10 protein-coding genes and 1 pseudogene are annotated in these 13065 nt (G+C 72.8%); 4 read left to right on the plus strand and 7 right to left on the minus strand.

Going from position 1 to position 13065, the window contains the following annotated elements:
• Positions 1-44: 44 nt before the first annotated feature.
• The 5 genes from ACI2LW_RS15250 to ACI2LW_RS15270 form a co-directional block, all read right to left on the minus strand.
• A complete protein-coding gene (locus ACI2LW_RS15250; RefSeq protein WP_404731657.1) occupies positions 45-1772 on the minus strand; it encodes an FAD-dependent monooxygenase in 1728 nt (575 codons plus the stop codon).
• A 175-nt stretch (positions 1773-1947) separates the two neighbouring features.
• The gene (locus tag ACI2LW_RS15255; RefSeq protein WP_404731658.1) at positions 1948-2865 is read right to left on the minus strand and encodes an amino acid ABC transporter permease; all 918 of its coding nucleotides are present in this window, start codon (positions 2863-2865) and stop codon (positions 1948-1950) included.
• Complete coding sequence (locus tag ACI2LW_RS15260) at positions 2862-3527, minus strand: amino acid ABC transporter permease (RefSeq protein WP_404731659.1); 666 nt, start codon at positions 3525-3527, stop codon at positions 2862-2864. The genes ACI2LW_RS15255 and ACI2LW_RS15260 overlap by 4 nt, the downstream gene beginning before the upstream one ends.
• A 76-nt stretch (positions 3528-3603) precedes the next feature.
• Positions 3604-4443 (minus strand): glutamate ABC transporter substrate-binding protein, encoded by an 840-nt coding sequence (locus ACI2LW_RS15265; RefSeq protein WP_404731660.1) that lies wholly within the window; start codon positions 4441-4443, stop codon positions 3604-3606.
• 224 nt (positions 4444-4667) lie between these two features.
• A complete protein-coding gene (locus ACI2LW_RS15270; RefSeq protein WP_404731661.1) occupies positions 4668-5444 on the minus strand; it encodes an amino acid ABC transporter ATP-binding protein in 777 nt (258 codons plus the stop codon).
• Between the two features lie 287 nt (positions 5445-5731).
• On the opposite strand from ACI2LW_RS15270, the gene ACI2LW_RS15275 reads away from it, so the two are divergent.
• Together ACI2LW_RS15275 and ACI2LW_RS15280 are read left to right on the plus strand one after the other, a co-directional pair.
• Positions 5732-6418, plus strand: a complete 687-nt coding sequence (locus ACI2LW_RS15275; protein ID WP_404731662.1) for a response regulator transcription factor — start codon at positions 5732-5734, stop codon at positions 6416-6418.
• A gap of 14 nt (positions 6419-6432) precedes the next feature.
• Entirely contained in the window at positions 6433-7851 is a 1419-nt protein-coding gene (locus ACI2LW_RS15280) for an ATP-binding protein (protein ID WP_404731663.1), read from the plus strand.
• A gap of 80 nt (positions 7852-7931) precedes the next feature.
• Here the strand turns inward: ACI2LW_RS15280 and ACI2LW_RS15285 are convergent, their stop codons facing one another.
• Positions 7932-8930 carry a TAXI family TRAP transporter solute-binding subunit gene (locus tag ACI2LW_RS15285; protein ID WP_404731664.1) on the minus strand — a complete coding sequence of 333 codons (999 nt, stop codon included), beginning with the start codon at positions 8928-8930 and terminating at the stop codon, positions 7932-7934.
• A 117-nt stretch (positions 8931-9047) separates the two neighbouring features.
• On the opposite strand from ACI2LW_RS15285, the pseudogene ACI2LW_RS15290 reads away from it, so the two are divergent.
• Positions 9048-9443: pseudogene (locus tag ACI2LW_RS15290) on the plus strand (MazG nucleotide pyrophosphohydrolase domain-containing protein); the annotation flags it as partial.
• 513 nt (positions 9444-9956) lie between these two features.
• Here the strand turns inward: ACI2LW_RS15290 and ACI2LW_RS15295 are convergent.
• Complete coding sequence (locus ACI2LW_RS15295) at positions 9957-11189, minus strand: glycosyltransferase 87 family protein (RefSeq protein ID WP_404731665.1); 1233 nt, start codon at positions 11187-11189, stop codon at positions 9957-9959.
• A gap of 348 nt (positions 11190-11537) precedes the next feature.
• On the opposite strand from ACI2LW_RS15295, the gene miaB reads away from it, so the two are divergent.
• Positions 11538-13058 carry a tRNA (N6-isopentenyl adenosine(37)-C2)-methylthiotransferase MiaB gene (gene miaB / locus ACI2LW_RS15300; protein WP_404731666.1) on the plus strand — a complete coding sequence of 507 codons (1521 nt, stop codon included), beginning with the start codon at positions 11538-11540 and terminating at the stop codon, positions 13056-13058.
• The last annotated feature ends 7 nt before the right edge of the window (positions 13059-13065 follow it).

The raw sequence follows: 13065 nt of genomic DNA on the forward strand, positions 1-13065 counted from the left end.
CCCAGGCCCAGGACGAGCCCGGGAACGGCCAGGTCCGTGGACCGTCAGTGGGCGCCCGCCTCGGCCCGGGCGTCGGCGCGGGCCGCGCCGCCCAGCGCCGCCTCCGCCGCCGCGTACAGTTCGGCCGGGCGCACCCCGCCCAGCGCGGTGACCAGATGCCCGTCGGGCCGTACCAGGAGCACGGTGTGCGGGGCCGCGCCCGGGTAGCTCTCGGCGACCAGCAGCTCGGCCGGGTGCGGCAGGGCGGCCACCGCGGCGGCGAGGCGGGGCATGATCCCGGCGCTCACCCAGTGCCGGCGCTCCCACACCACCGTGCCGGGGGCGACCAGCACCACCAGCAGCGCTCCCCGGCCCAGCCGGTCCCGCAGGGGCACGAAGGAGCCGTCCTCCGCGGTCACCACCACATCCGCGACCTGCGCGCCGGGCGGCGTGTCCACGGGAACGTCGGAGTCGGAGCGCGGGGGCGCGAGCGGGGAACGGGCGTACGTTCCCGGCGCGCCCAGCACACCGCGCCCCAGGTGACCGTCCATCAGCAGGGCGTCGTGCCCCCGCGCCGCGCCGGGGACGTAGGAGCGCAGGCCGCCCCCGCCGCGCAGCAGCGGCAACGCCTGGTCCGCGGCGCGCAGCCGGGCGGCGACCACCGCCCGCCGCTCGGTCTGGTAGCTGTCCAGCAGCGCCTCGTGCGGCCCGTGGTGCCAGGCCGGCGCCAGCTTCCAGGCGAGGTTGTCGGCGTCCCGCAGTCCCTCGTCCAGCCCCTGGGTGCCCAGCGTGCCCAGCAGGTGCGCGGCGTCCCCCGCGAGGAACACCCGCCCGGCACGCCAGCGCCGGGCCAGCCGGTGGTGCACCGTGTGCACCCCGGTGTCCAGGAGCTCGTACGACGGTGAGCTCTCGCCGGTCCAGCCGGTGAGGGTCTCCCGGATGCGGGCGATCAGCAGTTCGGGGGTGACCAGATCCTTGCCGGGCGGCAGCAGCCAGTCCAGCCGCCAGACGCCGTCCGGCAGCGGACGGGCGGCGATCTCCCCGGCCGAGGGGCCGGTGGTCCGCCACGGCGGTGAACGGTGGAGGAACGCTTCACCGGCCCGGGGGAGCTCCGTGCGCAGTGCGGCGACCGCGTGCCGTTCGACGGCGGTGCGGCCGGGGAAGCGGATGTCCTGGAGCTTGCGCACGGTGGACCGCGGACCGTCGCAGCCGACGAGGTAGCTGCCGCGCCACCAGGTGCCGTTGGCGCCCCGCGTGTGCGCGGTGACGCCCGTGGTCTCCTGCTCTATGGTGTCCAGCCGGCTGTTCACGGCCAGCTCGATGAGCGGCTCACGGGCGACGGCGGCACGCAGGGCGCCGGTCAGGACGTGCTGGGCGATGTGCAGCGGAGCGAGTCCCGTGGCCCCGGGGCCGGCTCCCTCGGCTGCGCCCGCCGCCACGGATCCGGCGCCGCCCGCGGACCGTGCGCCGCCCGTGGACCGTGCTCCGGCGCCGCCCGCGGACCGCGCGCCGCCGTCGCCGCTCTCGTCGCCGAAGACGACCTCGCCCGTCACCTGCTTGCGCCGCATCGACCACCATCCGGCCCAGCGCAGCCCGGCCCGCGCGAGCGGCGCACCGGACAGCCGCTCCATGAGCGCGGCGGTGTCCTCGCGCAGCACGACGGTGCGGGCGGCACGCGGCGCGTCGGCGCCCGGCCCCTCGTCCAGCACGACGGACGGGACCTCCTGACGCGCCAGCGCCAGGGCGAGCGTGAGCCCGACGGGCCCCGCCCCGACGACGATCACCGGGTCCACGGCGCGGCGCTCCCTGCCCGCGGGGGTGTCCTGACGGACGGACGTGAACAAACGGTTGGAGCAGGGTGCACGATCACAGAACGTATGCAACCCATTGCCGCTGCCTGCGTCAAGCGACGGGGGCAGTGGCGCTCACTCCACTGCCCCCGTGTCTCACCTGTTGGGTTACGTACCGTCAGGTGTGCGTCTTTCCGGCGTACCCGCCCGTGTCTTCGGCCGCGCCCGTCGCCTGGGTGCCGGCCACCGCCGCGGGGGCCAGCACCGCCCCCGTCGACTTCTTCCCCCGCCGCAGCCGCTGCTCGAGCCAGCCCGCGAAGCTGGTGAGGCTGAAGTTGAGCAGGATGTAGATCAGCGCCACGATCGTGAAGCTGGCGATGACGTTCGCGCCGTAGTACGAGCTCATGGAGGAGACGGACGACAGCAGCTCCGGGAAGGTGAGGATCGCGCCGCCGAGCGCGGTGTCCTTCACGATGACCACCAGCTGGCTGACGATCGCCGGCAGCATCGCCGTGACCGCCTGCGGCAGCAGGATCGACGTCATGGTCTGGGTCTTGCGCAGGCCGATGGCGTGGGCGGCCTCCGTCTGGCCCTTGGGCAGGGCCAGGATGCCGGCCCGGACGATCTCCGCCAGGACCGAGGCGTTGTAGAGCACCAGGCCGGTGACCACGGCGTACAGCGGACGGTCGTCGGAACTGACGCTGCTGTACTTCGCGAACAGGGCGTTGCCGAAGATCATCAGCACCAGCACCGGGATGGCGCGGAAGAACTCCACGACCACGGCGGCCGGCACCCTGACCCAGGTGTGGTCGGAGAGCCGCGCGATGCCGAAGAAGGCGCCGAGGGGCAGCGCGATGACCATGGAAAGGGACGCCGCGATCAGCGTGTTCTTCAGGCCGGGCAGGAGGTAGGTGGTCCACGCCTCGGTGCCGGCGAAGAACGGCTTCCACTTCTCCCAGTCCAGCTGCCCCTTGTCGTCGAGGGCCCGGTACACCCACCAGAGCACGGCGGCGAGCACGGCGAGGAACACCACCGTGTAGAGGACGTTGCGCTGCTTGGCCCTGGGGCCCTGGGCGTCGTAGAGCACGGAGGTCATCGCTTCACCGCCACCTTCTTGCCCACCCAGCCGAAGATCAGACCGGTCGGCAGCGTCAGACACACGAACCCGAAGGCGAAGACCGCGGAGATCAGAATGAGCTCCGCCTCGTTCTCGATCATCTTCTTCATCAGCGCGGCCGCCTCGGCCACGCCGATCGCGGCGGCCACGGTGGTGTTCTTGGTGAGCGCGATCAGGATGTTGGTGAGCGGGCCGACCACCGAGCGGAACGCCTGCGGGAGCACCACGAGGGTCAGCACCTGGGTGAAGCTCAGCCCGAGCGCGCGGGCCGCCTCCGCCTGTCCGATGGGCACCGTGTTGATGCCGGAGCGGATCGCCTCGCAGACGAAGGCCGAGGTGTAGACGACCAGGCCGAGGACCGCGAGCCGGAAGTTGATGCTCTCGAAGGCCTGCGCACCGAGGTTGATGTTGAGGGTCTGGCTCAGGCCCAGCGAGGCGAAGAGGATGATCACCGTCAGCGGGATGTTCCGCACGATGTTGACGTAGACGGTGGCGAAGCCGCGCATGAGGGGCACCGGGCCGACGCGCATCGCGGCCAGCAGGGTGCCCCAGACCAGGGAGCCGACGGCCGAGAGCAGCGTGAGCTGCACGGTCACCCAGAAGGCTCCCAGCAGGTCGTAACCTTCAAGAAAGTCGAACACGATCTCCCGTGCTTCCGCGTGTGATGGGCCCCGGGTGCGCCACCCCCCGTGGGCGGCGCACCCGGTGGGCGCTGGTTCAGCTCTTGATGTCGCCGATCTTCGGCGCGGGCTCGTTCTTGTAGTTGGCCGGACCCAGGTTGGCGTCCACGGCCTTCTGCCACGAACCGTCCGCGACCATCTCCTCCAGGGCCTTGTTGATCTTGGCCTTGAGGTCGCTGCCCTTCTTGACGCCGATGCCGTAGTTCTCGTTGGTCATCTTCAGACCGCCCAGCTTGAACTTGCCCTTGAACTGCTCCTGGGCGGCGTAGCCGGCGAGGATGGAGTCGTCGGTCGTCAGGGCGTCGATCGCCTTGTTCTGCAGGCCGCTCAGACAGGCCGAGTAGGTCGGGTACTCCTGCAGGTTGGCCTTGGGCGCCAGCTTGTCGTGGACGTTCTGCGCCGAGGTGGAGCCGGTGACCGAGCAGAGCTTCTTGTTGTTGAGGTCGGCGGGCGACTTGATGGAGGTGTCGTCGGCGCGGACCAGCACGTCCTGGTGGGCGAGCAGGTAGGGGCCGGCGAAGTCGACCTTCTTCTCGCGCTCCGGGGTGATCGAGTACGTGGCGGCGATGAACTGGACGTCACCACGCTGCAGCATGGTCTCGCGGTCGGCGCTCTTCGACTCCTTCCACTCGATCTGGTCCTCCTTGTAGCCGAGCTTCTTGGCCACGTACTTGGCCACGTCGACGTCGAAGCCGGTGTAGCCCTGCGGCGTCTTCTGGCCGAGGCCCGGCTGGTCGAACTTGATGCCGATGGCGATCTTCTTGCCGCCGCCCGACGACCCCCCGTCGTCCTTCTTGTCGCCCGACCCGCACGCCGTCGCCGAGACGGCGAGGGCGAGCACGACGGCCGAGGCGGCGGTGACCTTGCGGAGCTTCATGGTGAACTTCCTTTGGTGTTGAGGCGGTTCGGGCCGTCGGGAACGGGACGACGGCGGTCGACGCGGGACCGGTGGCGCCGGTGCCGCAGTGGCACTCGATGCCGTCTCCGGCAGCGGTGACACCGGCGGGACCGGTGGTACCGGTGACACCGGCGGGACCGGTGACGCCGGCGGTGCACCGGCCGGTACGGGAGGTGCGGCCGCGCGGGGCGGCGCGCACCGCGTCAGTGGTGCAGGATCTTCGACAGGAAGTCCTTGGCCCGGTCGCTGCGCGGATTGCTGAAGAACTGGTCGGGCGCAGCCTCTTCGACGATCCGGCCGTCGGCCATGAAGACCACCCGGTTTGCAGCCGATCGGGCGAATCCCATCTCATGGGTGACGACGATCATCGTCATGCCGTCCCGGGCGAGCTGCTGCATGACCTCCAGGACCTCGTTGATCATCTCCGGGTCGAGGGCCGAGGTCGGCTCGTCGAAGAGCATGACCTTCGGGTCCATCGCCAGCGCCCGTGCGATGGCCACGCGCTGCTGCTGGCCGCCGGAGAGCTGCGCGGGGTACTTGTCGGCCTGCGCGCCCACGCCGACCCGGTCGAGCAGCGCGCGGGCCCGCTCCTCGGCCTTCCTCTTGTCGGTGCGGCGGACCTTGATCTGCCCCAGCGTCACGTTCTCCAGCACGGTCTTGTGCGCGAAGAGGTTGAAGGACTGGAAGACCATGCCGACGTCGGCACGCAGCCGGGCCAGCTCCTTGCCCTCGTGGGGCAGCGGCCGGCCGTCGATCGTGATCGTGCCCGAGTCGATGGTCTCCAGGCGGTTGATGGTGCGGCACAGAGTGGACTTCCCGGACCCGGAGGGCCCGATGACCACGACGACCTCGCCGCGGGTGATCGTCAGGTCGATGTCCTGGAGCACGTGCAACGCGCCGAAGTGCTTGTTGACGCTCTTCAGGACGACCAGATCGCCGGTCGAGGCCACGTCCTCCTTGGCCACCGATACTTCGGTCATCGCTCTCAGGCTCCGTCCTCCTCGGTTTCGGTGGACCATAGCCACGCGGTGCGACCAGCGTCATTACATCTGAGGGGAATCTGAGCATCACGATCCGGTAGCGGCCGGACACATGTCGTAGCGGGACCGGCCACGGTCCGTACCGGCTGGGTAACGACCGGCGGGGCGCAACCGGATCCCCCTTGACGGAGTCCTCGTCCATCGGCGTGACTGCCATGGTGCACGCGCGTGCGCGCGCTGTCCTTACACCACATGACCATACGACGGGAAAACCGGAGGGGGCCGGGATGAGACTGCTCCTCGTCGAGGACGACAACCATGTGGCGGCCGCCCTGTCCGCGGTGCTCGCCCGCCACGGCTTCGAGGTCACCCACGCCCGCAGCGGCGAGGAGGCGCTCCAGGCACTCGTCCCCGAGAGCACCGGCTTCGGCGTGGTCCTGCTCGACCTGGGCCTGCCCGACCAGGACGGCTACGAGGTCTGCGGCAAGATCCGCAAACGCACCAGCACCCCGGTGATCATGGTCACCGCCCGCTCCGACGTCCGCTCCCGCATCCACGGCCTCAACCTCGGCGCCGACGACTACGTGGTCAAGCCCTACGACACCGGCGAGCTGCTGGCCCGCATCCACGCCGTCAGCCGCCGCACCGCCCACGAGGACGCCGCCGGCGCCGGTGCGAGCGCGCTGCGGCTGGGCCCCGTGCACATCGAACTGCCCACCCGGCAGGTCAGCGTGGACGGCACGGTCGTCCAGCTGACCCGCAAGGAGTTCGACCTCCTCGCGCTGCTCGCCCAGCGCCCCGGTGTCGTCTTCCGCCGCGAGCAGATCATCAGCGAGGTCTGGCGCACCAGCTGGGAGGGCACCGGGCGCACGCTGGAGGTGCACGTCGCCTCCCTGCGTTCCAAGCTGCGCATGCCCGCGCTGATCGAGACCGTGCGTGGCGTGGGCTACCGGCTCGTCGCCCCGGCCGCGTAGGGGGACGGGACCGGGTGCGCACACGTCTGCTGCCGCTGCTCATCGTGCTGATGGCGGCCGTACTGCTCGCGCTCGGCGTCCCGCTCGCCGTCAGCGTGGCCAAGGCGCAGCAGCAGAAGGTCGTCGTCGACCGGATCGACGACACGGCGCGCTTCGCCGCCCTCGCCCAGTTCGTCACCGACCGGCCCACCGGCTCCCGGCGGACCGTCCCGGACGAGCGCCTGGAGACCCTCAGCCGCGAACTCGTCAGCTACTACGAGGTCTACGGCATCCGGGCCGGCGTCTTCTACCGCACCGGCACCCCGATGGCCAACGCCCCCGGCGACTGGTCCCTGCCCGCCACCGGCGAGGTCCGGGAGGCCTTCGACGAGGCCCTGCTGAGCCGGCGCAGCCACGACCCCGAGCAGGTGTGGCCCTGGCAGCGGCACCGCCTCGTGGTCGCCTCGCCGGTCATCCGGGACGGCGACGTCGTCGCGGTCGTCGTCACCGACTCCCCGACCGGTCAGATGCGCTCGCGCACCCTGCACGGCTGGCTGTTCATCGGCGCGGGCGAGATCGCCGCCATGCTGCTCGCCGTCGGGGCGGCCCTGCGGCTGACCGGCTGGGTGCTGCGGCCGGTACGGGTGCTCGACGCCACCACCCACGACATCGCCACCGGCCGGCTGAAGTCCCGCGTGGCGGTGGCCGGGGGGCCGCCGGAACTCAGGAGACTGGCCCGGTCCTTCAACGAGATGGCGGACAACGTCGAGGACGTCCTGGAGCAGCAGCGCGCCTTCGTCGCCGACGCCTCGCACCAGCTGCGCAACCCGCTGGCGGCCCTGCTGCTGCGCATCGAGCTGCTCGCCCTCGAACTGCCCGAGGGCAACGAGGAGATCGCCTCAGTGCGCACCGAGGGCAAGCGTCTGGCGCAGGTCCTCGACGACCTGCTCGACCTGGCGCTGGCCGAGCACGCCGAGGCGGACCTGCAGCTCATCGACATCGGCGAGCTGACCTCCGAGCGGGTGGCCGCCTGGGCGCCGGCCGCCGAGGCCAAGGGCGTACGGCTGCGGGGGGACTGCCCGGCCACCACCGCCTGGGCCGATCCGGTCGCGTTGTCCTCGGCCCTGGACGCCGTGATCGACAACGCGGTGAAGTTCACGCCGAAGGGCGAGTGCGTCGAGGTGAGCGTCCGGGGCGGCGGCGACACCTCGACGATCGTGGTCGCCGACCACGGCCCGGGCCTCACCGACGAGGAGATGGCACGCGTCGGGGACCGGTTCTGGCGCAGCGGCCGCCACCAGAACATCAGCGGCTCCGGCCTCGGCCTGTCCATCTCCCGCGCGCTGCTCGCGGCCGGGGGCGGCTCCCTCACCTACGACCACCATCTGCCGGACGAGCCGCGCGGGCTGAAGGTGACGGTGACGGTCCCGAGGACCGAGCCGGGAGGGGCGTAGGGCGCGGGGCGCTGGGCGCGGCGCCGGGACGATTGCCGGGCGCGCGGGAGCGCGGCGGGCGCCCTCGGTTCCGTACGGGCCTACGGCTTGACCGACCGGTAGTAGCGCCGCGCCCCCTCGTGCAGCATCAGCGGGTCGGTGTAGATGGCGGTGCGTACGTCGACCAGCTGGGCGGAGTGGACGTGGGCGCCTATCCCGTCGCGGCTCTTGATGACGGCGCGCGTCACCCACTCGGTGAGCCGCGGATCCATGTCCTGCCGCGTCATCAGCACGTTCGACACGGCGATGGTCGGCACGGCCGAACCGTTCTGCACGGTCGGATAGGCGGACTCGGGCATGTTGGTGGCGCGGTAGTAGCGGGTGGCGCCGCCCTGCGCGTGCAGCTTGGCCACCAGGCCGGGCCCGATCGGCACGAACCGGAACGCGAACGTGCCCGCGAGCTGCTTCAGACCGTCCGTCGGCAGCCCGCCCGACCAGAAGAACGCGTCGATCGCGCCCTGCCGCAGCCGTCCGGGCCCGGTGTCGATGCCGTCGGACATCGGCCGGATGTCCTTCTCCGGATCGATCCCGGCCGCCCTGAGCACGCGCTCGGCGATCAGCCGCACCCCCGACTTCGGGGGTCCGATCGCCACCCGCTTGCCGCGCAGGCCCGCCACCGAGGTGACGTGCGAGTCACGCGGGACGACGAGCTGCACATAGTCGTCGTACAGCCGGGCCACCCCGCGCAGCCGGGTCGCGTTCGGGCTGTTGTTGAGCTCGTACGTCTCCACGGCGTCCGCCGCGGCGATGGTGAAGTCGGCCCGGCCGGTCGCCACCCGCGTGACGTTCTCCTGCGAGCCGTCGCTGGTCAGCAGCCGCACCTTCAGGTTCGGCATGTCCTTGCGGAACGCGGCGCGCAGCCGGACGCCGTACTCCTGGTAGACCCCGCTGAGGGTGCCGGTGCTGAACGTGACCGTTCCGCTCGGCGGCTCGTCGCCCAGCGGCGCCAGCCACCACAGCAGCAGCCCGAGGACCACGACACCGGCGGCCGAGCCCTGCAGGGCACGCCGTCTGCCGATCGGGGGGAACACCTTGGACATGCGCGCGATCCTGCCAGCCGGGGCGCGGTGCTGGCCAGGCCGGGGGGCGGTGCTGACCGGGCCGGGGTGCGCGGACGGCCGGCCGGCGCCGTCACCGGCGGCGGTTACAGTCGCCGTATGAGCAGCTCGCCCGCCGATCTCGTCCGTGAGTTCCACCGCGCCTTCGGGCTCCACGCCCGCGCCGTGCCCGCCGAGGTGTCGCCCGAACTGGCCGCACACCGCGGCAAGTTGCTCGCAGAGGAGGCGGCGGAGGTGGCCGAGGTCGCGGTGACCGGCCCGCTCGACCGGCTGGCGCACGAACTGGCCGACGTGGTGTACGTGGCGTACGGCACGGCGCTGGTGCACGGGATCGACCTCGACGAGGTGATCGCCGAGATCCACCGCTCCAACATGAGCAAGCTCGGCCCCGACGGCGAGGTCGCGCGCCGGGACGACGGAAAGGTCCTCAAGGGGGAGCACTACCGGGCGCCCGACGTCGCCGCGGTGCTGCGCCGCCAGGGCTGGGTCCCGGACGGCGGCCGACCGGGGGACACGGGCGTGCCCGACGCGGGCAGGCTGGGGGACACGGGCGTGCCCGACGCGGGCTGACCGGGACACGCCCGGCCTGCGGCCGCTCACCGGGGCGGGGCGTGCCCCGGCGGGGCGGCTGAGCGGAAGGGGCGTGCCCGGTGGCTGCCCCGGGGACACGGGACACGGGCGTGCCCGACGCGGGCAGGCTGGGGGACACGGGCGTGCCCGACGCGGACTGACCGGGACACGCCCGGCCTGCGGCCGCTGACCGGGGCGGGGCGTGGCCCGGCGGGGCGGCTGAGCGGAAGGGGCGTGCCCGGTGGCTGGGGACACGGGACACGGGCGTGCCCGACGCCGACCGGCCGGCCCGCCGACCGGGGGACGCAGCCCCACCCGCCCGCGGCCGACCGGACGGCGGCGGTGCGGCGTTCCCGGCGGCGGGCGGAGCGGCGCAGGGGTGTCCGGGGCGCGGGCTGCCACGGGGCCGTCGCCCCACGGCGCCGTCGTTCCCGCCTCCTATGGCACCACCGCGTCCGCCGGCGGAACCGCGGCCCGTCGCCGCTCCGGGCGCGGGACGCGGGCACACCGCACGGCCAGCACCAGCGTGAGCGCGGACAGCGCGGCCACGTCCTTGAACGCCCTGCGTGTCGAGGCGTCGAGGTGGGGAAAGGCGAACTCGGGCACCTGCGGGACCAGCGCGGCCCAGAACCACGGCGAGCGCGCCACCGAGCCCGCCTCCAGCGCGCCGGCGACCAGCAGCGGCACGACCACGACCAGATAGTGCTCGTACGACGGCCGGGACACCAGGAACGAGGCCAGCATGAGCAGCGCCGCCGTGTCCGCGAGCCGCGCCGGACCCGCATCGCCGCGCCGCCACCGCCGGCAGGCGCAGACCACCGCGGCCGCCGCCGCGGCGAGGGCCAGCGCCTCGGCCGCCACCGGCGGCACACCGAGCCGTGGCAGCACCGCGGGCAGGGAGCAGTCGAACGGCCGCATCAGGGCGTCCCCGCCCTTCAGGAGGAAGGGCAGCGTGCGGGTGAAGAACCCGCCCGGGTCCGGCATCACCAGCGCCGCGGCCACCGACAGGACGACGGGCACCGCCACCGTCCACACCAGCGCACGCCACCGCCGGGCCAGCACCAGCAGCAGCACGACCGGCAGCAGCAGCGGCTTGACCGCCACCGAGACGCCCAGGACCACACCGGCCGCGTTCCAGCGCCCCCGGTCGGCCAGGAGCAGCGCGAGCGGCAGCGCCAGGGCGCTCACCGCCGTCCAGTTGCCCAGGTTCACCAGGTGCCCGGCCGGCGCCCAGCCCAGCACCAGCCCGAGCAGTCCCAGCACCGCGAACCGGCTGCGGGCCGGCACCCGGAACAGCCGTACCGCACACCACCAGCCGCCCGCGATCAGCCCCACGCACACCACCGGCGCGGCCACGCGCAGCACGGACGCCGGCAGCATCGCCTGCGCCCCGGCGAACGGCACGGCGCTCGGCAGATAGAGGAACCGCCGGTCGGCGTAGGGAGCGCCGCCGTCCAGCCACACCCGGCCGGCGTGCACGACGAAGGCGTTGTCCATGCCGCCCCGCGGGAACGCGACGGCCACCCGCGCGGCCCGGGCCAGCAGGACCCCGGCGAGCAGGGCCAGGGCGACGGGCCCGGCCGGACGCAGCAGCCACCGGCGCGGCGCGGCGGCGTCCGGGGCCGGCGTCGCGTCCGGGGCCGCCGGGCCCGTCGCGTCACGAAGCTGCATCACAGGCACCTGTCCGCGGTCCGGGCCGTGGGGGCCGGCCGCGCGAGTCGGGAGTCGACGGGTCGGGAGTTGACGGGTCAAGAGTTGACGAGTCGGGAGTCGACGAGTCGGGAGTCGGGAGGAGTGGAGCCGGGGCCCGGCGCCGCGAACGGAACGGCACCGCCGCACGAATGCGCCCCATTGTGGATCAATCGCCGCCCTGCCGCGGTGAGCGGCGGCCCGTGTCGCGGTGTACGGCGGCCCGTCCCGCGGTGGGCGGCAGCCCGTGCCACGTCTGCGCCGCCGTACGCGCCACCCCGGAGGGTTACGCCGTCCGGGTGCACCCCGGCGACCGCCTACCCTTAGGGCATGAGCAGCATCGACCGGAGCCATGAAGTGGGCGTCACTCGCAGCTATGAGATCCGCACCTACGGGTGCCAGATGAACGTCCACGACTCCGAGCGGCTGGCCGGGCTGCTCGAGGACGCGGGGTACGTGCGCGCGCCCGAGGGGTCGGACGGCGACGCGGACGTGGTCGTCTTCAACACCTGCGCCGTCCGGGAGAACGCCGACAACCGGCTCTACGGCAACCTCGGCCATCTCGCGCCGAAGAAGGCCAGGCGGCCCGGGATGCAGATCGCGGTCGGCGGCTGCCTGGCGCAGAAGGACCGGGACACCATCGTGAAGAAGGCGCCCTGGGTGGACGTCGTCTTCGGCACCCACAACATCGGCAAGCTGCCGGTGCTGCTCGAGCGCGCCCGGGTGCAGCAGGAGGCCCAGGTCGAGATCGCCGAGTCGCTCGAGGCGTTCCCCTCCACGCTGCCCACACGCCGCGAGAGCGCGTACGCGGCCTGGGTGTCCATCTCGGTCGGCTGCAACAACACCTGCACCTTCTGCATCGTGCCCGCGCTGCGCGGCAAGGAGAAGGACCGCCGCCCCGGCGACATCCTGGCCGAGGTCGAGGCCCTGGTCGGCGAGGGGGTCTCGGAGATCACGCTGCTCGGCCAGAACGTCAACGCCTACGGCTCCGACATCGGCGACCGCGAGGCGTTCAGCAAGCTGCTGCGCGCCTGCGGGACCATCGAGGGCCTGGAGCGCGTCCGCTTCACCTCGCCGCACCCGCGCGACTTCACCGACGACGTGATCGCCGCCATGGCCGAGACCCCGAACGTGATGCCGCAGCTGCACATGCCGCTCCAGTCCGGCTCGGACACCGTGCTCAGGGCGATGCGCCGGTCCTACCGGCAGGAGCGCTACCTGGGGATCATCGAGAAGGTGCGCGCCGCCATCCCGCACGCGGCGATCACCACCGACATCATCGTGGGCTTCCCCGGCGAGACCGAGGAGGACTTCGAGCAGACCCTGCACGTGGTGCGTGAGGCGCGGTTCGCGCAGGCGTTCACCTTCCAGTACTCCAAGCGGCCCGGCACCCCCGCCGCCGAGATGGAGAACCAGGTGCCCAAGGACGTCGTCCAGCAGCGGTACGAGCGGCTGGTCGCGCTCCAGGAGGAGATCTCCTGGGAGGAGAACAAGAAGCAGGTCGGCCGCACGCTGGAGCTGATGGTCGCCGAGGGCGAGGGCCGCAAGGACGGCGCCACCCACCGCCTGTCCGGCCGCGCCCCCGACAACCGCCTGGTCCACTTCACCAAGCCCGAGCAGGACGTGCGCCCCGGCGACGTGGTCACCGTCGAGGTCACCTACGCCGCCCCGCACCACCTGCTCGCCGAGGGCCCGGTCCTCGGGGTCCGCCGCACCCGCGCGGGCGACGCCTGGGAGAAGCGCAACGCCGCCGAGGCCGCCAAGCCGGCGGGTGTCATGCTCGGCCTGCCGAAGATCGGCGCCCCCGCCCCCCTGCCGGCGACGGCGGGCAGCGGCTGCGGCTGCGACTGAGCCGCGG

It is taken from the genome of Streptomyces sp. NPDC004065 (genome assembly GCF_044903565.1).
Taxonomy (GTDB): domain Bacteria; phylum Actinomycetota; class Actinomycetes; order Streptomycetales; family Streptomycetaceae; genus Streptomyces.

Bases quoted from the DNA above. Each gene is read 5' to 3' on its own strand.
- ACI2LW_RS15270 (WP_404731661.1), bottom strand. From the start codon at position 5,444: ATGACCGAAGTATCGGTGGCCAAGGAGGACGTGGCCTCGACCGGCGAT.
- miaB (WP_404731666.1), top strand. From the start codon at position 11,538: ATGAGCAGCATCGACCGGAGCCATGAAGTGGGCGTCACTCGCAGCTAT.
- ACI2LW_RS15285 (WP_404731664.1), bottom strand. From the start codon at position 8,930: ATGTCCAAGGTGTTCCCCCCGATCGGCAGACGGCGTGCCCTGCAGGGC.
- ACI2LW_RS15295 (WP_404731665.1), bottom strand. From the start codon at position 11,189: ATGCAGCTTCGTGACGCGACGGGCCCGGCGGCCCCGGACGCGACGCCG.
- ACI2LW_RS15255 (WP_404731658.1), bottom strand. From the start codon at position 2,865: ATGACCTCCGTGCTCTACGACGCCCAGGGCCCCAGGGCCAAGCAGCGC.
- ACI2LW_RS15275 (WP_404731662.1), top strand. From the start codon at position 5,732: ATGAGACTGCTCCTCGTCGAGGACGACAACCATGTGGCGGCCGCCCTG.
- ACI2LW_RS15265 (WP_404731660.1), bottom strand. From the start codon at position 4,443: ATGAAGCTCCGCAAGGTCACCGCCGCCTCGGCCGTCGTGCTCGCCCTC.